This window comes from Prosthecobacter sp. Pr1, from assembly GCF_057652315.1.
This window is the reverse complement of the sequence record NZ_JBYFBS010000003.1, coordinates 1-18,557: the sequence shown is the minus strand read 5'-3', so window position 1 is coordinate 18,557 and position 18,557 is coordinate 1. Positions and strand designations below refer to the sequence as shown.

General features: G+C 59.8%; 20 protein-coding genes. 10 read left to right on the top strand and 10 right to left on the bottom strand.

Annotation, left to right across the window (positions count from 1 at the left end; all coding sequences use genetic code 11):
- Positions 1 to 93: 93 nt before the first annotated feature.
- Both AC24GY_RS05400 and AC24GY_RS05395 read right to left on the bottom strand, forming a co-directional pair.
- On the bottom strand, positions 94 to 723 hold the full coding sequence (locus tag AC24GY_RS05400) for a SprT family zinc-dependent metalloprotease (RefSeq protein WP_422321616.1): 630 nt from the start codon (positions 721 to 723) through the stop codon (positions 94 to 96).
- 2 nt (positions 724 to 725) lie between these two features.
- Positions 726 to 1,607 carry a serine O-acetyltransferase gene (locus tag AC24GY_RS05395; protein ID WP_422321615.1) on the bottom strand — a complete coding sequence of 294 codons (882 nt, stop codon included), beginning with the start codon at positions 1,605 to 1,607 and terminating at the stop codon, positions 726 to 728.
- A 129-nt stretch (positions 1,608 to 1,736) separates the two neighbouring features.
- Here AC24GY_RS05395 and AC24GY_RS05390 point away from each other — a divergent pair, with 129 nt between their 5' ends.
- On the top strand, positions 1,737 to 2,363 hold the full coding sequence (locus AC24GY_RS05390) for an HD domain-containing protein (protein WP_422321614.1): 627 nt from the start codon (positions 1,737 to 1,739) through the stop codon (positions 2,361 to 2,363).
- On the opposite strand, the gene AC24GY_RS05385 is transcribed toward AC24GY_RS05390, so the two are convergent.
- The 3 genes from AC24GY_RS05385 to AC24GY_RS05375 form a co-directional block, all read right to left on the bottom strand.
- Entirely contained in the window at positions 2,353 to 2,910 is a 558-nt protein-coding gene (locus tag AC24GY_RS05385; protein ID WP_487680946.1) for a hypothetical protein, read from the bottom strand. The two genes, AC24GY_RS05390 and AC24GY_RS05385, sit on opposite strands and share 11 nt — an antisense overlap.
- A gap of 116 nt (positions 2,911 to 3,026) precedes the next feature.
- Complete coding sequence (locus AC24GY_RS05380) at positions 3,027 to 3,323, bottom strand: type II toxin-antitoxin system RelE/ParE family toxin (RefSeq protein ID WP_397385726.1); 297 nt, start codon at positions 3,321 to 3,323, stop codon at positions 3,027 to 3,029.
- Positions 3,320 to 3,499 carry a hypothetical protein gene (locus tag AC24GY_RS05375; RefSeq protein WP_487680944.1) on the bottom strand — a complete coding sequence of 60 codons (180 nt, stop codon included), beginning with the start codon at positions 3,497 to 3,499 and terminating at the stop codon, positions 3,320 to 3,322. The genes AC24GY_RS05380 and AC24GY_RS05375 overlap by 4 nt, the downstream gene beginning before the upstream one ends.
- A 120-nt stretch (positions 3,500 to 3,619) precedes the next feature.
- Between AC24GY_RS05375 and AC24GY_RS05370 the strand changes: the two genes are divergently transcribed.
- The 4 genes from AC24GY_RS05370 to AC24GY_RS05355 all read left to right on the top strand — a co-directional run bounded on the left by AC24GY_RS05370 (position 3,620) and on the right by AC24GY_RS05355 (position 8,400).
- The gene (locus AC24GY_RS05370) at positions 3,620 to 6,085 is read left to right on the top strand and encodes a DEAD/DEAH box helicase (protein ID WP_487680942.1); all 2,466 of its coding nucleotides are present in this window, start codon (positions 3,620 to 3,622) and stop codon (positions 6,083 to 6,085) included.
- A 109-nt stretch (positions 6,086 to 6,194) separates the two neighbouring features.
- Positions 6,195 to 7,121: a 2-dehydropantoate 2-reductase gene (locus tag AC24GY_RS05365; protein WP_487680940.1), complete on the top strand. Its 927-nt coding sequence runs from the start codon at positions 6,195 to 6,197 to the stop codon at positions 7,119 to 7,121.
- A gap of 11 nt (positions 7,122 to 7,132) precedes the next feature.
- A complete protein-coding gene (locus AC24GY_RS05360; protein ID WP_487680938.1) occupies positions 7,133 to 7,891 on the top strand; it encodes a purine-nucleoside phosphorylase in 759 nt (252 codons plus the stop codon).
- 41 nt (positions 7,892 to 7,932) lie between these two features.
- Complete coding sequence (locus AC24GY_RS05355; RefSeq protein ID WP_487680936.1) at positions 7,933 to 8,400, top strand: hypothetical protein; 468 nt, start codon at positions 7,933 to 7,935, stop codon at positions 8,398 to 8,400.
- Positions 8,401 to 8,404: 4 nt separating this feature from the next.
- On the opposite strand, the gene bioB is transcribed toward AC24GY_RS05355, so the two are convergent.
- Positions 8,405 to 9,442, bottom strand: a complete 1,038-nt coding sequence (gene bioB, locus AC24GY_RS05350; RefSeq protein WP_487680934.1) for a biotin synthase BioB — start codon at positions 9,440 to 9,442, stop codon at positions 8,405 to 8,407.
- A 242-nt stretch (positions 9,443 to 9,684) separates the two neighbouring features.
- Here bioB and AC24GY_RS05345 point away from each other — a divergent pair, with 242 nt between their 5' ends.
- Positions 9,685 to 10,953 (top strand): Gfo/Idh/MocA family protein, encoded by a 1,269-nt coding sequence (locus tag AC24GY_RS05345; RefSeq protein ID WP_487680932.1) that lies wholly within the window; start codon positions 9,685 to 9,687, stop codon positions 10,951 to 10,953.
- A 197-nt stretch (positions 10,954 to 11,150) separates the two neighbouring features.
- On the opposite strand, the gene AC24GY_RS05340 is transcribed toward AC24GY_RS05345, so the two are convergent.
- From AC24GY_RS05340 to msrA, 4 genes are all read right to left on the bottom strand, one after another.
- A complete protein-coding gene (locus AC24GY_RS05340; RefSeq protein WP_487680930.1) occupies positions 11,151 to 12,881 on the bottom strand; it encodes a hypothetical protein in 1,731 nt (576 codons plus the stop codon).
- A 97-nt stretch (positions 12,882 to 12,978) separates the two neighbouring features.
- The gene (locus AC24GY_RS05335; protein ID WP_487680928.1) at positions 12,979 to 13,989 is read right to left on the bottom strand and encodes a GumC domain-containing protein; all 1,011 of its coding nucleotides are present in this window, start codon (positions 13,987 to 13,989) and stop codon (positions 12,979 to 12,981) included.
- 8 nt (positions 13,990 to 13,997) lie between these two features.
- Positions 13,998 to 15,014, bottom strand: coding sequence for a hypothetical protein (locus tag AC24GY_RS05330; RefSeq protein ID WP_487680926.1), 1,017 nt, complete (start codon positions 15,012 to 15,014; stop codon positions 13,998 to 14,000).
- 198 nt (positions 15,015 to 15,212) lie between these two features.
- A complete protein-coding gene (gene msrA, locus AC24GY_RS05325; protein WP_422319319.1) occupies positions 15,213 to 15,845 on the bottom strand; it encodes a peptide-methionine (S)-S-oxide reductase MsrA in 633 nt (210 codons plus the stop codon).
- Between the two features lie 233 nt (positions 15,846 to 16,078).
- On the opposite strand from msrA, the gene AC24GY_RS05320 reads away from it, so the two are divergent.
- The 4 genes from AC24GY_RS05320 to AC24GY_RS05305 all read left to right on the top strand — a co-directional run bounded on the left by AC24GY_RS05320 (position 16,079) and on the right by AC24GY_RS05305 (position 18,541).
- On the top strand, positions 16,079 to 16,459 hold the full coding sequence (locus AC24GY_RS05320) for a globin domain-containing protein (protein WP_422319317.1): 381 nt from the start codon (positions 16,079 to 16,081) through the stop codon (positions 16,457 to 16,459).
- 42 nt (positions 16,460 to 16,501) lie between these two features.
- Positions 16,502 to 16,927 carry a c-type cytochrome domain-containing protein gene (locus AC24GY_RS05315; RefSeq protein WP_422319315.1) on the top strand — a complete coding sequence of 142 codons (426 nt, stop codon included), beginning with the start codon at positions 16,502 to 16,504 and terminating at the stop codon, positions 16,925 to 16,927.
- Between the two features lie 6 nt (positions 16,928 to 16,933).
- Positions 16,934 to 17,872, top strand: a complete 939-nt coding sequence (locus AC24GY_RS05310; protein ID WP_487680923.1) for a 2-hydroxyacid dehydrogenase — start codon at positions 16,934 to 16,936, stop codon at positions 17,870 to 17,872.
- Positions 17,873 to 17,950: 78 nt separating this feature from the next.
- Entirely contained in the window at positions 17,951 to 18,541 is a 591-nt protein-coding gene (locus AC24GY_RS05305) for a hypothetical protein (RefSeq protein ID WP_487680921.1), read from the top strand.
- Positions 18,542 to 18,557 lie beyond the last annotated feature (16 nt).

The following is an 18,557-nucleotide window of genomic DNA, read 5'->3' as shown; positions in this document are numbered from 1 at the left end:
GAGTGACGCTAAAGCAGCGGGTAGGAGCACCTAGGTCAAGCATAAACGCAGCCTGGAGGCCCGAGTTTGGAGGAAAGACGCGTATCCCAGCAACTAATTTTTAGTCACCAACGCGAGACGAAAGCGCCCGTCATACTGGCCGCCGGCATGCAACCGGCAGCAGCGCAGGCAGGCGGTGGGGCGGCGGAACTTGCGCACACGCTGCACGGTGGTCTGGCAGGCGGGGCAGGCGTAAGTCAGCTTGCGTTCGACTTCATTGCGCGGCAGCGGCAGACGGTGGTGGGCTTTTTCACCGGCGATGCCGAGATCCGCACAGGCCTGACGCCATTCGCGGCCATGCGGCTCGATGCGTTTGCGGCCGCTGCGATGGTAGGCGATCAAATGCGCCAGCTCATGCTTCAGGGTGCGCTCCACCTGGCCTTCAAACTCACGCAGCCGCGGGTTCAGCTCAATGGCCCAGCCCGGATAGCGCGCATAGCCTGCCGTGCTGCGCAGGCGCGCATTCCATGCCACGGTGACGAGTTTGGCTCCGCCCGGCAGATCCAGTGCCAGCAGCATGGCCCGCGTCTGCTCCTCCAGTTCCGCATCGCGGCCATCCGGGATGGGTTCCTCCGCTGAAGCCTCCGCCGGTTCTGGCGGGGGCGTGAGGTCACGCACCTTGCGAAACGGCACCCAGTGCGGCAGGGCGGAAAAATCAAAATTCAGCTGGGAGAGATCGAGCATGCTCACTTCTTCTTTTTGACCTGCACCTTGTGTTCCTGCTCACCCAGAGCGTAGAGCATGTCGGGGGCCACAGATTCGAGGATGAATACGTTTGCGCCGATGGTGCTGCGCGCACCGATGATCGTGTCGCCGCCGACAATCGTCGCATTGGCATACACGGTGACGTGGTCTTCCAGCGTGGGGTGGCGCTTCTTGCCCCGCAGAGCCTGCCCGGCGGCGAGGGAGCGCGCCACAAGGCCGACGCCTTGATACAGCTTCACGTGATTTCCCAGCGTGGCGGTCTCACCGATGACCACGCCAGTGCCGTGGTCGATGAAGAAATGCGAGCCGATCTCCGCGCCGGGGTGAATGTCGATGCCGGTGCGGCTGTGCGCCCACTCCGTCATCATGCGCGGGATCACCGGCACGTTCTTCAGGTAAAGCACATGGGCCGTGCGCTGAATCGCGATGGCTTCGAGTCCGGGATAGGCGAGGATGATTTCCTCAAACCCACGCGCTGCGGGATCTCCGGCGTAGGCGGCCTCCACATCCATTTTCAGCAGGGCACGCACTTCGGCCAGCCTCATCAAGAAACTGCACACCACGTCAGCGGCTTCGGCATCACGATTTTCATGGCTGCCATTGAGGCGCAGGCTGCGGCGCACCTCCACATTCAGGCGCTCACGGATGCTGGCGACGAGTTCGTTCGTCATCAGCTCCAGTTCCTGAGAGGACACGGCCTCGTCGGAAAAGAAGCCGGGAAAGAGCAGATGAAGAAGATCCTCGCAGAGCGTGGCAATGGCACGTTTGGACGGCAGATTGCCGCAATCGACATGGTTGATCCCGCCCACCTCGTGATACGAGGTCATCAGGCTGGAAACGATTTCATTTTGGCGGCAATCCATGTGTGCATTCAGCGATACCGTGCTGTGATCTGGATTCAAGCGCGGGGGTGAGATGATTGCTGTGAATAACTCAGGGTTTGCAGCTTCGTCTGGCAATTGCAACCCTGTGTCTCAAATTGTTTCCTCCTCATGATGACTTCAAACGTACGCTTGGAAAACCTTTGGAGACGTCTGAGTTTGTCGGGCAAGGCCTCCGTCTGGCATGCGCGGCTGCTGGAATGCTATTCGGAGCCGCAGCGTGCGTACCATACGCTGCAACATCTTGAGGAGTGCCTCCGATGCTTTGATGAAGCCAAGGTGTCGGGTTTGATCGCGAAGCCGGACCTCATCGAGATGGCCTTGTGGTTTCATGATGCGGTGTATGACCCTCAGGGCAGCGAGAACGAAGAACTTAGCGCAAAGATGGCGCTGGAGGCGCTCGGCAATCATGAAATGGCGCGCGAGGTGGCGCGGCTCATTTTGCTGACGAAGTCACATCAGCCGGGAGAAGGAGAGGATGATGCCTGGATCATCGACATTGATCTGGCCATCTTCGCACAGCCCTTGGAGCGTGTGCTGGAGTATGAGCGGCAGATTCGTGCGGAGTATGCGTGGGTGCCGCAGGCGGTGTATGCAGAGAAGCGTGCGGAGATTCTGACTGGCTTTTTGAAGCGTGAGAAGATCTACCTCACCGCATGGGCACGCGAGCGATATGAATCGCAGGCGCGGGCGAATCTACGAGAGCTGGAACGGGTGGTGGAATCGTTCACTGATTGACGCTGCGAGCGCCCCAAGGATAGGGGCGCGCTGCACCGCCGGAGAAGTACTGATTCAACTGAGCTTTGGTGCGCCGCAGCAGATCCAGCTCGATGTAACGTGGCTTTTCGGCCACCTCCACCTCAAGGGTCACATGGATGGAAGTGCCGTAGTTGAAGATCGGAAAGCTGCCAGCCTCGGTTTCTGTCTCCTTCTGCGGAGCGGCGGTGAGCACTTCATTTTGGAAATCCAGTGACCCGCTGGGGACCGTCATGCGTTTGAACTTTTCCTGATGAGGCACAGAATCGAAGTTCCACAGAACAATCGAGAGCTTGCCGGAAACGAGGGAATCGCGTGGCCCGAGTGCTCCGAACGCCTGCGCTGTGCCATGCGCGACTGGGATGACTTTTTTGTCGTGATCCACGAGGATGACGAGCCCGAGCTTGTCCTTCAGAAGCCAGTCGCCATTGTCGTAGTACTTGGAGTACGTGGTCTTGCTGGCTTCGCCAGTGGTGCCGTCATAGTAGCCGACGGTCATGGTTCCCGCATTGCAGCCGTTCAGCAGCATGAGGAGTGCGGATATGAAAAGCCGCAATCCGGGAAACGTTTCGTTGGCACAGCTTTTCAGAAGCTACCGGAAAGAAATACCGGGGCGTATTGAAGATTCAAGCCGGTCTTGTGCACCTACCGCAGACGCTTGCGCCAGTAGCCAGGCCGACGGCTGTGATGAGCCACGGCATAGATCGTGATCTTCTCTTCCTCTGCATCATGATGGTAGTAGAGATGATAAGGAAAACGCTTCAGGCGGAAGATCCGCACGCCATTGCCCACAAGCTGAAACAGGGCGGGATCGTGTGCGATGGTTTCCAGGGCTGCTTCCATGGCCTGCACAAAGTCTTCGCCAAGACCAAACCTTGTCTTGGAGTAAATCGCCGCATCGCGATACTCCTCGAGTGCCTCCAATTCGAAATGCAGCGTCATGCTTTCGCAGAGAGAGCCTCGCGGACCATCTGATGCGCCGCATCTGCCTCCACCAGCCGCGAAAGACCGCGCTCCACATTGCTCATTCGCGTGCGCACGATCTTCATCTGCTCCGAGATCGCCTCAGTCGAAGGAGATGCGCTTTCCATCAACTGCTCCGCGAGATCGATGCGCATGTCTGCAGACAGCTGCAATGCCTCTTGCAAGAGATAAGATACGCTGGTGGCCATGCATTAAGGATACGAACAAGCCTGGTTCGTGACAAGCTTGAATTCGTGCGTCATAGAGAGCGGCGCATGCTTCCATCTCTCAACCAGCTCAAACTCCCCGATCCGTGGCAGCACCAGGCGGTGAATTTGCTGCGTTCGGGCTGTGACGTGGTCGTCAGCGCGCCGACCGGGGCGGGGAAGACCTACATTTTTGAGCTGCTGCATCAGGGACGGCATTTGCAGGGTCCGGCGATCTACACGGTGCCGACGCGGGCGCTGGCGAATGACAAGTACGCCGAGTGGAAAGAGGCGAAGTGGAATGTGGGCATCGCCACGGGGGACATCGCGGAGAATGTGGATGCGCCTGTCGTCGTGGCCACGCTGGAGACGCAGATCGAGCGGCTCGTGCGGGGCGAAGGTCCGGCGCTGCTGGTGATTGATGAATACCAGATGATCTCGGACCACTCGCGGGGTGCGAACTACGAGGCAGCCATCGCGCTGGCACCGCAGGACACGCGGCTGCTGCTGCTGAGCGGCTCAGTGGCAAACCCTGAGGATGTGGCGGCGTGGCTGGTGAGTCTGGGCCGCAAGGCGGAAGTGGTGATGACGCGTGAACGGCCCGTGCCACTGGAAGAGGTGCCGATGGAGACGCTGCCGCAGCGGCAGAAGCAGTTTCAGAACTACTGGCCGCGCTTTGCGGCGGCGGTGATGATGGCCGATCTTGCGCCGCTGCTGATCTTTGCTCCGCGACGCAAGGAGGCGGAGTCGATTGCGCGCAGGCTGGCCGCTGATCTGCCGATGGGTGATCCGCTGGAGCTCACGGCGGAACAGCGTGCGGTATGTGGAAAAGATCTGGCCACGCTGCTGGAAAAACGCGTGGCTTTTCACCACAGCGGACTCTCGTATGGCGCACGGGCGGGTGTGATCGAACCGCTGGCGAAAGCGGGGCAGCTCCGCGTTATCGCAGCGACGATGGGACTCGCGGCAGGCATCAATTTCTCCGTGCGCAGCGTGCATGTGGCGGGCACGACGTTTCACGATGGCAAGAGCGAGCACAAACTCGCGCCGGATGAACTGCTGCAGATGTATGGCCGCGCCGGAAGACGCGGCCTGGATGACAAGGGCCATGTGATCACCAGCCGTGACAGCCCTTCCATCTTTGATGCGCGGCCTGCGCGGCTGCACCGCAGCACCCTGCTGGCATGGCCGATTTTTTTGCGCGTGATGAAGCACGCCGCGCTGAGGGAGGAGAATCCTTTCGAGGCCGCCACACGCTTTGCGGGCAGGTTGTTTGCCAAAGTACCGCCGCTGCTGGGGCTGGAGGAACTGGAGCCGAACGTGGTGCATCCGCAGCATGAGAATGCGAAGGCGCTCTTTGGACTGGAAGCCACGGAAAAGCAGATCCTGAACTCCTACGGTGAGTGGGAGCGCAAGCATCGCCATGCACTGCAACGCGTGCCCCTGAGCCGTGTGCATGCGGTGCTGAGTGTTCCGGCTTTCGCCGCGAAGTTTGCTCACGGCATCGGCCGCGTGGGAAAAATCCGCCGCGAGAAGGAAGTGACCTACGGCGTCGAAATCAGCCTAGGCACGCCGGTGGGAGATGACGTGAAGCCGACGAAGTCGATTCGCCGTTTGCTCAAGCTGCCGCGCAACGCAGAAACGATACCGCTGGAGGAAATCACCGTGCTGCATGCGGGTGACCTCGCGAAGGCCATCCTCGACCATGGCGAAGACGTCATCCCAGATGTGGCCCCTGAATTCATCGGCACAGTCACGAAGGAGAACCTGGTCTTTGCGTGCTTCGATCTCGCGCCCATCGAGGTGATGGCCTATGAGGATGGTCATGGCAGGCTGCTCTTTGCACCGCAGGAACGCAGCATCGTGGTGCAAAACGCGACTGGGGTTCACATGGCCGAAACGGCCACGACTGATCGCGAACCGCGTGGCGGATCACCGATTCATGCATGGCGCACACTGGGTCTGATCGATGCCGATGGTGTGCCGACGCGGCGTGGAGAAATCTTCAGCTTCTTCCAGCACGGTGAAGGACTGGCGATTGTGGCGGCGCTGGAGGATGAAAGCTATCCTGCGGATGATCTGGTGCATCACCTGGCGAATCTGCGCAGCGGCTCCAAATTTGATCTACCGCTGAACTGCGGTTCCGAACGACTCGCGGCGGTGTGTCGTGGCACGTATGGATTTGTGAATCATCACGGCTATCTCGAGAATGGTCTGCCGGATGACTACGGCGAAGGCGCGGCGGAATTGCTCGATGCGCTGCTGCATCCGGAGCAGCCGGGAGCGCAGGACTTGAAGGCGGGCATTGCGGAAGGGGACATCTCACGTGCGTATGTGGAATGGCTGAGTTTGCTGAGGCACATCACGCATGCGCCGGATCATCCATGGAGGAGGTGGAAGGAACTGAAGGAGGCTGCAAAGCAGACGCTCAAGCACCACACCAAGACCCTGCGCCATTTCTTCCACCTCGACCTGCCGCCACTGACGAACAAGCAGAGGCATGGCAAGACGCGGCATTATTTGATGGTGAAGTAGTGCGGGCAATCCTGCCCGCATTTGAGCGCGTCCTTCGCGGGCAGGATTGCCCGCACTACTTATGCTTGTGATGATTTGAAGAATCACCGATGCACCCCACACTGCGCCTATGAATCTGGATCATCCACGCATCGCCATCATCGGCTCCGGTGCCGTCGGCTGCTACTATGGCGGGCGGCTGGCGCAGCATGGAAATGAGGTGCATTTTCTCATGCGCTCGGATTATGAGCAGGTGAAGCAGCACGGGCTCAAGATCAGCAGTCCTCTCGGCGACTTCGATCTGCCGCAAGTGCACTGCCACCGCAGCACAGCGGAGATCGGGGAGTGCGATCTGGTGATCATCGCGATGAAGGCCACGGCGAATGAGGCGTTGCTCTCTTTGCTGCCGCCGCTGCTGCACAAAAAGACGATGATCCTCACGCTGCAAAACGGACTGGGCAGCGATGACTTCCTAGCGCGGCACTTTGGCTCTGCGCATGTGCTGGGCGGGCTGTGCTTTGTGTGCATCAACCGGATTGCGCCGGGTGTGATCCATCACATCGCGCAGGGGCAGATTGCACTGGGCGAGCACAGTGGTGCGCCGCAGGTGCGCACGAAGGCACTGGCGGCAGAGTTCCGGCGTTGTGATATTGAGTGCAAGGTGGAGCCCAGTTTGCTCACGGCGCGGTGGAAGAAGCTGGTGTGGAATATTCCCTTCAACGGTCTTTCGATTGCTGCGGGTGGGAAGGACACGGCGGCGATTTTGGCGGATCCGGTGTTGGAGCAGCGAGTGCGGGATTTGATGCGTGAGATCATCCAAACGGCAGGGCGGCTGGGACATGCGATTCCGCTGTCGCTGATTGATGACATGATCGAGCGGACGCGCACGATGTCTGCGTACAAGCCGAGCAGCCTCATTGATTTTCTGGCAGGCAGCGAGGTGGAGCTGGAGGCGATCTGGGGCGAGCCGGTGCGCCAGGCGAAAGCAGCGGGGATTGAGATGCCGGAGGTGGAGCGGCTGTATGAGGAGTTGAAGGAGAGGATTGCCGCCAGATAGTGGTCCACAATATGTCCCTCATCGCCCTTCAAAACGCCCGTCCTGAAACTGCCATCGTGCTGGGTTCCGGTCTCGGAGCCGTGGCGGATGCATTTGGAATCGAGAGTGAAGTCGCGTATGGCGAGGTGCCGGGATTGAGTGCTTCCACGGTGCCGGGGCATGCGGGGCGGTTTGTTTTGGCGCAGCATCACGGCAAGCCCATCCTGCTGGCGCAGGGGCGGCGGCATTTGTATGAGGGGCTCACGGCGCATGAGGTCACGGCGGGCATCCGCTTCATGCACGGGATCGGCGTGAAGCGTGTCGTGCTCACGAATGCGGCGGGGGCAATCCATGAGAATTTTCATGTGGGCGGGTTGATGCTCATCACCGATCACATCAATCTCCAAGGCACCACGCCGTTGCTTGGTGGGCCGAACTTCCATGACATGAGCGAGGTCTATTCGCGGGCGTGGTGTGAAAAATTCCACGCGGCGAGTTTGGAGATCGGCCTGAAGCTGCATGCGGGCGTGTATGCGGGGCTGCTCGGCCCGCAGTATGAAACGCCGGCGGAGATTCGCATGCTGCGCACGCTGGGTGCGGATGCTGTGGGCATGTCCACGGTGGCGGAAGCGATTCAAGCCCGTGCGCTGGGGATGGAGGTCGCGGGGATTTCGATGCTCACCAACTGGGCGGCCGGATTGAGAGCGCAGACGCTGCACCACGCGGAAGTGGTGGAGGTGGGCAAGACGGCGGGGATGTATCTGGCACGGCTGCTGAAGGCGGCGGTGTGATAAGCTTTACGATAAACAGAATAGCTTCATTAATTCCATCTATGAATTCACCGAGTTATTGCCGAATCTTTGCCTCACTTGCTTTGCTGCTTGTTTCAACCTTAGTAGTTGCACAGACAGACGTATCGAGAGCAAAAGATAAGCTGGATGCGTTGCTCAAGGAATTTCCGGGAATGTTCCGTGATGCATTGTATGAATATGCCACAATACGGCTCAGGGATGAAACGCTGATGGAGTCCAGAAAAGAGTTTGAGGCGAACAACAAAATTACCGAACTGAAGCTGGATCAAATATCTGATGATTCACCACAAGTTTCATTCAGATTAGGCAACTCAACCACCCCAGAAACTTATTGGGAATTCACCCTGAATGTCAAAGACCAGAAGTGGGTGTTTTCACGCGCCATTGCTTCCACTGATGGCTTCCAATTGACGCTTTTAGATAGCGACTCCGGGCCATTTTTACGCAAGGCTTTCGCAAAGTTGCAGTCGAATGAAATAGCGAAATAGATTTCTAGCAGCACCCGCTCGCCTTCTCCATCTCACAGGCATGCTCCTCAGTGCAGCAGGGCATCAGCGGGCGGCCTTCGGTGGCTTCCGGGGCTTCCATTTCGGGATTGGGGGCCTGGGGTGCGAGGCCGAGGTCGCGGAGGAGTTTCATGTCCTCGTTGGCGCGCGGGTTGGCGGCGGTGAGGAGCTTGTCGCCGTAGAAGATGGAATTGGCTCCGGCGAAGTAGGCGAGGGCCTGGGCTTCGCGGCTCAGATTCGTGCGGCCGGCGCTGAGGCGCACCTTGGCCTTCGGCACGGCGATGCGGGTGACGGCGATCATGCGGATGAAGGCGAAGGAATCAACGACTTCATTGTCGCCCATCGGTGTGCCTTTGATGGGCATGAGGGCGTTGATCGGGATGCTCTCGGGCTGGGGATTGAAATTGGAAATGACTTCCAACATTTTGAGGCGGTCTTCGATGGTCTCGCCGAGGCCGAGGATGCCGCCGCAGCAGACTGACATGCCGGCATCCTGCGCGTGACGGATGGTGCGCAGGCGGTCGTCGAAGGTGTGGGTGCTGACGATGTTCGGGTAATGCTCCGGGGAGGTGTCCACGTTGTGGTTGTAGGCGGTGACGCCGGCTTCCTTGAGATCGGTGGCCTCATCTGCGCCGAGCTCCCCGAGGGTGACGCAGACTTCCATGCCTAGCTTGGAAACGTCGCGCACGATGTCGAGCACCTGATCGAATTTCTGGGTGCCTTTGCGCACGCCTTTCCAAGCGGCGCCCATGCAGAAGCGGGTGGAGCCGCTGGCACGGGCGGCGAGGGCGCGCTCCATGACCTGCTCCTTGGGCATGAGATTTTCCTTCTGCAGGCCGGTGCTGTAGCGGGCGCTCTGGGCGCAGTAGCCGCAGTCTTCGCTGCAACCGCCGGTCTTGATGCTGAGCAGGGTGCAGAGCTGCACTTCGTTGCCGGTCCAATGCTCGTCATGCACGGCGCGGGCCTGCTTGAGGAGGTCGAAAAAGGGCTGGTGATAGATGCGGTGAAGTTCGGCGAAAGTCATGGCGGATGGTGGCAGCCCCGATAGTGGGCGAAAATGGGCCGGATGCACGGGGAAAGTACGGCTCTGCATCGGCTTAGATTTGGCCGGAATTGAATCAACCACGGAATACACTGAATACACGGAATCCAGAGTCTGGTTCAGTTTCTGTGTATTCAGTGTATTCCGTGGTCAACTCTCAGGCTGCTGGTGAATGGATTGGCGTGCAAGACAGGCCCCTCCGGTGCCGATTTGCTCTCACTCACATGAACCGCCGCACTTTTTTCCACCAAACGTCCGCGCTCGCGGCGGTGTCCGCTCTTCCGAAAATCTATGCCGCTGATGAAGCGGGCAAGAAGGTCAAAGTGGCGGTGGTGGCGCTGGGGCGTGGCATGCAGCACGTGCAGGCCTTGCTCAAAATCCCGGGCGTGGAGATCGCCTATCTGGCCGAAGTGGACCCGAAGCGTCTCGAACTGGGCCTCAAGGTGGTCAATGACACGCAGAAGGTCTCCTGCGTGGGTGTGAAGGATTTCCGCACCATCCTGGACGACAAGACGCTGGATGCGGTCTTCATCGCCACACCGAATTTCTGGCACACCCCGGCCGCGCTGCTGTGCATGCAGGCGGGCAAGCATGTCTATGTGGAGAAACCCGGCAGCCAGAACGCGCATGAGGCGGAGATGATTGTGGCGGCTTCGAAGAAGTATGACCGTCTGGTGCAGATGGGGAATCAGCGCCGGACGTGGATGAAGGAGGCGATCGAGGCGCTGCATGGTGGTGCCATCGGTCCCGTGCGCTTTGGCCGTGGATTTTACTACAACACGCGCAAGTCCGTGGCGACGAACGAGAAGCCGGCGTCACCGGACATCGATTACAACCTCTGGCAGGGCCCTGTGCCGGATGATGCGAAGCATGATTTCAAATCGCTCGCGCACTACGACTGGCACTGGTTCTGGCACTGGGGCAATGGCGAGCTGGGCAACAACGGCATCCACACGCTGGACATCCTGCGCTGGGGCCTCAAGGGCGAGTATCCGCTGCGCACCACCTACAACGGTGGGCGCTACTTCTACGATGATGCGCAGGAAACGCCCGACACGGGAACGGCGGTGTATGATTTCGGCCACGCCGGCTGCGAGTGGGTGCAGAGCAGCTCCCACGCACGTGCGGCGGAGAAGCCGCTGGCGGAAGTCATGTTCTATGGCGACAACGGCACCATGGCCATCGCTCGTGACTCCTGGATCAACTACGACCTGAAGGGCGTGGAGATGAGCAAGGGTAAAGGCGCAGGCGGCGGTGACCCCGCGCACATGGGCAATTTCATCGAGGCCATCCGTGGCAATGCGAAGCTGAACAGCCCCATCGAAGAAGGCCAGAAAAGCACGATGATGTGCCACCTGGGCAACATGGCGTACCGCACGAATACGGTGGTGAAGTGTGATCCGAAGACGGGGAAGGTGCTGGATAACGCGGAGGCGCTGAAGCTCTGGGGCCGCGACGGTGGCTACCGCAAGGGGTGGGAGCCGAAGATCTGAGGTACGACAGACACTCTTGTCTGTCGGCCAGCGCTCTCAACGAGCCCCACCCTTCTCAAATGACGGACAAGCATGTCCATCCTTAGAGAACCCAACCTTGGAAGCACGCATCATGAAAAAGGTGGCGTGTGGGGTGGGATTTGCGTGAGTTCGGGTGATGCGTGAGCGCTGATCGACAGACAGGAGTGTCTGTCGTACTACCGAAAAACCACGTCCACGCCCATGGCGCTTTCCTTGGCAAAGCCGGGAATCCAGTGCGGCTTCCGCAGGGCGATGACGCGGTAGATCATGGAGAGGACGTGCAGGATGAGCAGGCGGTCGATGAGGCGGTAGCCGCGGCGGCGGCGCATGAGGAGCTCGATGGCCCAGCCGAGGTAGCGGCGGTGGAGCCAGAAGGGCTTGAAGTCGGTCTTGATGCGATAGCGGGCGCGCAGGCCGCGCTTGGCGTAAGTGGCTTTGTAGGCGCGCTTGGCTTCGCGGAGACGAGTCTCCATTTCGGGGGTGAACTCGGTGAAGTAGTACTCACGCGCCAGCGCCAGAAGGCGGAAGGTGTCGCGCATGTACTCGAGATCGGCCACGGGCACACCGGCGCGGGGGGCGAGAGCGATCATCTGCTCCAGCCGGCCCATGCAACGCGCGGCGCTGCGCAGGGCGGCCTCCGGCTCCTGCACAAAGTAGAGCAGCAGCTTTTTGACGCTGTGATTGATGAAGATGTTGCCCCAATACACCTGGAGCAGCGGCGGGATGCGCACGCGGCGGAAGAAGAGTTTTTGCTGCGCGAATTCTTCTACGTAGAGCAGCTCACGGATCACCTCGTCCGAGTAGCGCAGAAGTTCGATGAGGGCTTCGGCATCGCCGAGGGAGCGCTCTTTGGCAAAGGCGCGCACGGCGTCTTCCACGGGCATGCCGTCCTTGATGAGGCGGATGGTGACGAAGGTGTTGAGGTCGATCCAGATGGCTTCGGGATCGATCAATGCAATGCGGCGGAAGGGGACCCAGCCGCCGGTCTGGCACCAGACCATGCAGCCGATGACGTTCTTCGCGTGCTTGAGCTCGTGCGCGTAGCGTTCGTATTCCCAGCCGGTGAAGCTGGGGTACTCACCGCAGCCTTCGTACTCGCGCCGAGTTTGCAGCTCGACGATCTTGGCCACGTCGGTGCGGAAGAAGTTGGAGTTCAGCGGCAGGTAGCGGAAGAAATCGGACTCGCCGTATTTCATGGAGATGACGAGCGCCGGGCTGGTGAGGCCTTCAAACACGCGGGTGAAAGTGCCGCGGTGCCACATCAGATCACCAATGCGATAGGCGCCCACCGTCCAGGTACGGAAGATGAGGCGGCGTGCGTGCTTCTCGCACACGGGCAGCAGATCGAGCAGGAGCTGGCGCGCCTGCGCGGGCTTTTGGATGACGAGCTCACTGCGGAATTCATCGTGCACGCCTTTGCCATCGGCTTCGCCAATGCGCAGGATGATGCCTGCCACCTGCGGGAAGCTGGTGAAGAAACCATCGAGCAATTCGGCGAGGTAGTCGTTCACCTCGCGCTTGGCATCCGTCATGCGCCTCCGCAGTTCCGGCGTGTAGGTCATCACATCCATCGTCAGATGAATCTGCAGGCCGCGTGAGGTGAAGATCTCGAAGCAGCGGGCGAATTCCTCGCGGTAGAGGGCGATGCGTGCGCGCAGCTCCGGCTCCAGCCAGACGTGATCGGCGAGATGGGTTACGTCATCGAGGGAGACGGCATTGAAGCCCCAAGACGAGGCTTGATCGGCGAAGCGCGTGACGTCCTCCCGTACCTGCGCCCACCAGGCATCCGCAGCGGCATCGCGAGCCTTTGGCAGGTGGTGCCAGGGGATCTTGGACCAGTTGATCGTACGCACGTCATGCCCGCGAAAGAAGGGGCCGATGGCGTCGATGAGGTGGAGTGGTTGCAAGCGCCGCGAATGAAGCACGCAGGGACGGGATGCAAGTGACGATGTGGTGCGGGGAGGGGAGGATGTGGTCCGGTACTGAACGAGCTGGCAGCCGGGATCACGATCGACTCATCCCCCTTGGCCTTTGCGGTGGCCTGGGAGAACTCACGAGCAGGAGGCTCAGCACCAGGCCGATGAGGCCGCCGCCGACGGCAGTTACGACAACGGGCAGCCGCCATTCTTCGACGATTACGAAGGCAGGGGTGGCGCGTTCCTGGATGACGACGAAATCCGCATCCTCGATGGAGGTCTGGAGCTCGCCCGCCTGTTCGAATTTTTTGTCGTAGGCCTGTTTGACTGCATCAAATTTTTCGGTGAGCACGCGAAGCTCGGAGGCGGCGGCTTCCTGGCGCTGGAGCTGGGTTTCCATGCCCTTGATTTCGAGTTCGATGGCGGATAGCCGGGTTTGCATCAGGGTGCGTGCGGCATCGTTTTCGGGCATGGTTCCTATTTTGAAGCGGCGCTCGTCACGCTCGTTTCGCAGTGTGGTGAGGCGGGCCAGGAGGCGCACATGCTCCAGATTGGCGCTGACCGAGCCCGCGCTGGCACGTGCTTTCTCCAGAGAGGCTTCAGCCTCCTTCATCTCCTTCTGCAGGGCAGTCGCTTCGTTGAGCACCTTCTGATGCGCCCCGCCCAGCGTTTTCTCACGAACGTCCCGCCGGAAGGCGATGAACTCATCCAGCAAGGCATCGAGAAAGATCCGAGTGGATTTGGGCTCCGGCCCGGTCGCGAAAAGGTTAATGGTGCCGCTGCCTTTGGTCTGGGTGGCACGGATGGCGATCTCACCCTTGTGGATATCGGGGCTCAGTGCGCTCAGACGTTCCCAAGCGCGGCGGCTCATTTCAGCGCTTTCCAGAGTGTCAGATGTGGTGCCTTCACTCAGCCCTAACTTCCTCTCCTCCAGCTCGCGGTTGATGAACTGAACGTTTGCCACAAGCTTTGCCTCCGAACGAAACGCCTCAGGTCTGCCAAGAATGCGGTATTCTTGAAATTTGGCACCGATGAGTGCGCCGATATAAGCGCAGCCCAGAATGATGCCGAGGCGAAGCAAAAAGCGGAAGACAATCATGGTGAAAATTAATGCTGCCCGATTTCGGCAGAGCGGATGCCAGGCGGCAAGTTAGAAGGTGGCACGGAAGAGCGCACGATGATCAAACTCAGCACCAGACCAACGAAGGCACCCAACAGACCGCCACCACCGGCGCCCGCTGCGATGGGCCAGCGCCAGTCTTCGACGTACTCGGTGGCGGGAGTGGCACGTTCCTGGATGGCAATCTGTGTGGGATCTATCCCGAGGAAAGTACCCGTGAACAACTCCAGCTGCTCGAACTGTTTTTGATGAGGCCCCTGCTCCAGCGCCTGTATTTCAGTGGTCCTCACCAACTCTGCAGCATCGGACAAATAGGAATGCACTCTGGCTTCAAGTTCCCGAACGTTTTGGTCGAGGTGGGTGGTATGATCTGGTGCTGCCTTCCCGCTATCTTCCGACCCGGGCTGCCCTGGCAGGTCTTTGAGTGGGAGCCGGAGAGTTTCCAGATAGGGAGCCACCACTTTCTGGTCCGCCCCATGTCTGGCGGCTTCCATCCTGGAGAAGAACTTTTCCAGGATGACCGCAGGCGGCTCCATTTCATGCGAACGCGCAGTTTTTTGAAGGAAGGCGTGGAGGGCTTTGTTTGCCGCCACCTCTACCACGCTCATTCTCCAGGCAATGAACTCATCCATCAAGGCATCTAGAAAAATTCTTGTTCCGCGTGGCTCCGAACCCGTGGCAAGAACATTGAGAATTCCGCTTGCCCTGGTTCGGGTGGCCTGAATTTTGATCTGCGATTTTGTCAGCTCGGGATTTGAAACCGACAATCGCTTCCAAGCCCGTCGTTTAAGTTCTTCCGATTCCAGGCTTTCCACCATGTTCGTGTAAAACTCCGCAGGCAAAGCCAGCCATTCATACGCGCCCCCATATGTGGTACTGCCTCTGACCAGCTTTGCCAGCGACCGGAATTCCTGAGGTCTGTCGGTGAGGCGGAGTGCCTGGCGGCAAACTCCCAGGCTCGCGCCAAATAAAGCGAGGCAAAGAATGATTCGGGAGGAACTCATGGTTAAATCAATGGAGGCCCGTTCTGCCAGAATGGCGACCCTGCGGCCAGATAAATCCAGAACCTATGACGGAGAAAGATCGTTTCTAGGTTTGTTCAAAAAATACCTCGGTCGTTTAAACAAAAAAGCCCAAGCCTTGCGGCTTGGGCTAAATCGGAAACCGCACTTGGAGAGCGCGGACCAGTTCACGGTGGGTGGTTACTTCGCCTCGGGCTTGATCTTGCCCTTCTCTTCGAGCTTGTGCTTGAACTTCTCGGTCTTGGGATCAACGACGGCGCGGACGTAGCCTTGGTCGGGATGGAGGGCTTTGAAGTTCTGGTGGTAGTCTTCGGCGGGGTAGAATTTTTTCAGCGGGGCGATCTCGGTGGCGATGGGATCTTTCCACTTCTTCTGCACTTCGATCTTGGAGGCTTCGGCGATCTTGTGCTGCTCTTCACTGGTGTAGTAGATGGCGGAGCGGTACTGGGTGCCGTAGTCGTTGCCCTGGAAGGCGGTGCCTTTGGGCAGGAACTTGCCGTGATGCACCCCGTCTTCCTTGGTCACGCTGGTGGGGTCATGCGCGTCCCAGAAGAGATCGATGATTTCCTTGTAGCTGATGACGGCGGGATCGAACTCGACCTTGATGACTTCGGCGTGGCCGGTGTCGCCGGTGCAGACGTCTTCGTACGTGGGGTTTTCGGTTTTGCCGCCGGCGTAGCCGCTGACGACATTCTTGACGCCTTTGACGAGGAGGTACTGCGCCTCGACGCACCAGAAGCAGCCGCCACCGATGATGGCGGTTTCAGTTTTGGCGGCGTCAGCAGCAGAGGAGGTCGGGGCAAGGGAGGCCATGAGAAAGAGAGTGAGGAGGGTGAGCGCGATTTTCATGGGTTAGATACGAACGAGTTGGATCGGAGAGTCAATCATCCGTCCTGTGAGAGACGAAACTTTCGGGGGAATTCCTGAAAACTGAAGATGGGCGGCCGCAAGGAGACGCAAAAAAGGACAAAAAATGAGTCAGATTCGGAAGGTTTGGTTCTTTGATCTTTTTTGCGTTTCCTGGCGGCCATCTCTACTCTGCTCCCATGGATGAACTCTCAACTCTCTGCGCCCGGGTGGGCGAAACCAAGCTGCGCGAGATGGTGACGGCGTTTTACCGGCGGGTGCGGGTGGATGATGTGATCGGCACGATGTATCCGCCGGATGACTGGGAGAATGCGGAGAAGCGGCTGGCGGATTTCATTGTGTATCGTTTCGGCGGGCCGCAGACCTATATCGAGGAGCGCGGGCATCCGCGTCTGCGCGGCCGGCACATGCCGTTTTCCATCGGTGAGGCAGAGCGGGACCGCTGGATGAAACTGATGGGTGAGGCGATGACCGAAGTGGCGGTGCCGGACCCCGAGGCGCCCATCATCAGCACGTTCTTTGCGCAAGTGGCGGACATGATGCGGAATCGTCCGGGCTGAATCGCTGCTTGTCAGGCGGGGCTGCCACCGGATGATGAACTCATGAGCCGATTTCTTCGCATTGCACTGGCGCTGGGCGCGGCGCTTCCTGCCTGCGTGATGGAGCTGACGCGGCTGAAGAACGACCCCGTGGATTTTGTGCGCCGTGTGAAGCCGATCCTGGAGAAGAGCTGCCTGGAGTGCCACCAGCATCGGTATGAGTTTGCCGGACTGAACCTGGAAACCAAGGAGCGGGCGATGAAGGGCGGGCGCAGCGGGCCGGTGATCGTGCCGGGAGCGCCGCATCAAAGCCGGCTCTACAAGGTCCTGCTGCTGGGCCATGACAACCCCGTGGCCATGCCGCCCACCCCTGAACGGCTGGAGCGCGATTACGAGCAGACCATTCACGACTGGATCCAGCAAGGCGCCAAATGGCCGGAGGGCGTGCGCCTGACGCCACCGCAGGACTGGAAAAAATCACGTTCATAACATCCCATGGAAAAAAACCCTGTTCTCATTCTCGCCCCGTTGCCGGACTTCCTCATGCAGCCGCTGCTGGCGGCGCATGTGTGTCATGATTACTTCCATGCGGAGGACAAGGCGGCGCTGCTGGCCGATGTGGGGGCGGAAATCCGCGGCATCGTGATGGCCGGGGGCAGTGTGTCGCCGGTGCCATTGCTGGAGCAGCTGCCGAATCTTGAGATCATCAGCGTGTTTGGCGTGGGGTATGATGGCGTGCCGGTGGACTGGTGCAAAGCGCATGCCATCCGGGTGACGAACACGCCGGACGTGCTGACGGAAGACGTGGCGGACACGGCGAGCGCGCTGGTTTTGATGACGAGCCGGAAGCTGATCGCGGCGAACCGTTTCCTGCATGCGGGCGCGTGGACCAAGGGGGCCTTCCCTCTGGCGCATGCGCTGCACGGCAAGCTGGCGGGCATCGTGGGTCTGGGGCGCATTGGCAAGGCGATCGCGCACCGGCTGGAAGCGCATGGGATGCGCATCGCCTATCATGGCCGCACAAAACAAGAAGTGAGCTGGGAGTATGTGGACTCGCTGGTCGCGCTCGCGCAAAAGGTGGACTTTTTGGTGGTGGCCTGTCCTGGCGGTGCGGCAACGAAGCACCTGATCAACGCGGAGGTGCTGGCCGCACTGGGCACGAAGGGCACGCTGATCAACATCGCGCGGGGTTCGGTGGTGGATGAGGCGGCGCTGATCACGGCGCTGCAAAACGGCACGATTCGTGGCGCGGGGCTGGATGTGTTTGAAAATGAACCGCAGGTGCCGGAGGCGCTGATGCAGTGCGAGAACGCGGTGCTGCTGCCACACCTCGGCAGCGGAACGCATGAGACGCGTGCGGAGATGGCCCGGCTGGTGGTGGAGAATCTGGCGGCGCACTTCAGCGGCGCGGCGCTGCTGACGCCCGTGTGCTGAGGGGTTCTTCGTAGGATTGCCTGATCGTTTTGGCAGATTGCCTGCTTGCCCTTCAAGCTTGAGCCACTATTAAACTTCATGGGTAAAATCATTCTCGGAGCAGTTCTCACCGCCATGGCCGTCTTCGGCTGGGAGGCGGTGTCGTGGACAGCCCTCGGCTGGCATCAAAACGGATTCCGCGCCTTTCGTGATGAATCCAAGGTTGCCGAAGTGATCAAGGCCAACGTGACCTCCGGCCATGGTATCTACTTGCTGCCAGCCATGGGTGAGGCGCCGAAAATCGCCACTGCGGAAGAGAAAAAAGCCTTCGTAGCAGAGCAGCAGAAAGCGATGAAGAACGGCCCCTACGTGTATGCCATTGTTCGTCCGGGCAAAGCTGATGTCAGCATGGGGATGAACCTGACTTTGAGCTTCATCCGCTGCCTGGTCTGCTCCCTGTTGATTGCGGCGCTGCTCTCCCAGACGGCGTTGTTTTATCCGGCGCGCATTGCCTTCGTGGCGGCGGCAGGATTGTTCGCCGGCCTGACCGCCGACCTGCCGATGTGGATCTGGTTTGAAAATCCGGGCCGCGATGCGGCGGTGAACATCGCCGATCACTTGATCGCCTGGGTCATCGGTGGTGCTGTGCTGGGCATCTTTGTGGGCAAGGACCCGGTGGCGGATCGGTGAGGCAGGTGCTGAAAAG

Bases quoted from the DNA above. Each gene is read 5' to 3' on its own strand.
- AC24GY_RS05400 (WP_422321616.1), bottom strand. From the start codon at position 723: ATGCTCGATCTCTCCCAGCTGAATTTTGATTTTTCCGCCCTGCCGCAC.
- AC24GY_RS05395 (WP_422321615.1), bottom strand. From the start codon at position 1,607: ATGGATTGCCGCCAAAATGAAATCGTTTCCAGCCTGATGACCTCGTAT.
- AC24GY_RS05390 (WP_422321614.1), top strand. From the start codon at position 1,737: ATGATGACTTCAAACGTACGCTTGGAAAACCTTTGGAGACGTCTGAGT.
- AC24GY_RS05385 (WP_487680946.1), bottom strand. From the start codon at position 2,910: ATGCTGCTGAACGGCTGCAATGCGGGAACCATGACCGTCGGCTACTAT.
- AC24GY_RS05380 (WP_397385726.1), bottom strand. From the start codon at position 3,323: ATGACGCTGCATTTCGAATTGGAGGCACTCGAGGAGTATCGCGATGCG.
- AC24GY_RS05375 (WP_487680944.1), bottom strand. From the start codon at position 3,499: ATGCGCATCGATCTCGCGGAGCAGTTGATGGAAAGCGCATCTCCTTCG.
- AC24GY_RS05370 (WP_487680942.1), top strand. From the start codon at position 3,620: ATGCTTCCATCTCTCAACCAGCTCAAACTCCCCGATCCGTGGCAGCAC.
- AC24GY_RS05365 (WP_487680940.1), top strand. From the start codon at position 6,195: ATGAATCTGGATCATCCACGCATCGCCATCATCGGCTCCGGTGCCGTC.
- AC24GY_RS05360 (WP_487680938.1), top strand. From the start codon at position 7,133: ATGTCCCTCATCGCCCTTCAAAACGCCCGTCCTGAAACTGCCATCGTG.
- AC24GY_RS05355 (WP_487680936.1), top strand. From the start codon at position 7,933: ATGAATTCACCGAGTTATTGCCGAATCTTTGCCTCACTTGCTTTGCTG.
- bioB (WP_487680934.1), bottom strand. From the start codon at position 9,442: ATGACTTTCGCCGAACTTCACCGCATCTATCACCAGCCCTTTTTCGAC.
- AC24GY_RS05345 (WP_487680932.1), top strand. From the start codon at position 9,685: ATGAACCGCCGCACTTTTTTCCACCAAACGTCCGCGCTCGCGGCGGTG.
- AC24GY_RS05335 (WP_487680928.1), bottom strand. From the start codon at position 13,989: ATGATTGTCTTCCGCTTTTTGCTTCGCCTCGGCATCATTCTGGGCTGC.
- AC24GY_RS05330 (WP_487680926.1), bottom strand. From the start codon at position 15,014: ATGAGTTCCTCCCGAATCATTCTTTGCCTCGCTTTATTTGGCGCGAGC.
- msrA (WP_422319319.1), bottom strand. From the start codon at position 15,845: ATGGCCTCCCTTGCCCCGACCTCCTCTGCTGCTGACGCCGCCAAAACT.
- AC24GY_RS05320 (WP_422319317.1), top strand. From the start codon at position 16,079: ATGGATGAACTCTCAACTCTCTGCGCCCGGGTGGGCGAAACCAAGCTG.
- AC24GY_RS05315 (WP_422319315.1), top strand. From the start codon at position 16,502: ATGAGCCGATTTCTTCGCATTGCACTGGCGCTGGGCGCGGCGCTTCCT.
- AC24GY_RS05310 (WP_487680923.1), top strand. From the start codon at position 16,934: ATGGAAAAAAACCCTGTTCTCATTCTCGCCCCGTTGCCGGACTTCCTC.
- AC24GY_RS05305 (WP_487680921.1), top strand. From the start codon at position 17,951: ATGGGTAAAATCATTCTCGGAGCAGTTCTCACCGCCATGGCCGTCTTC.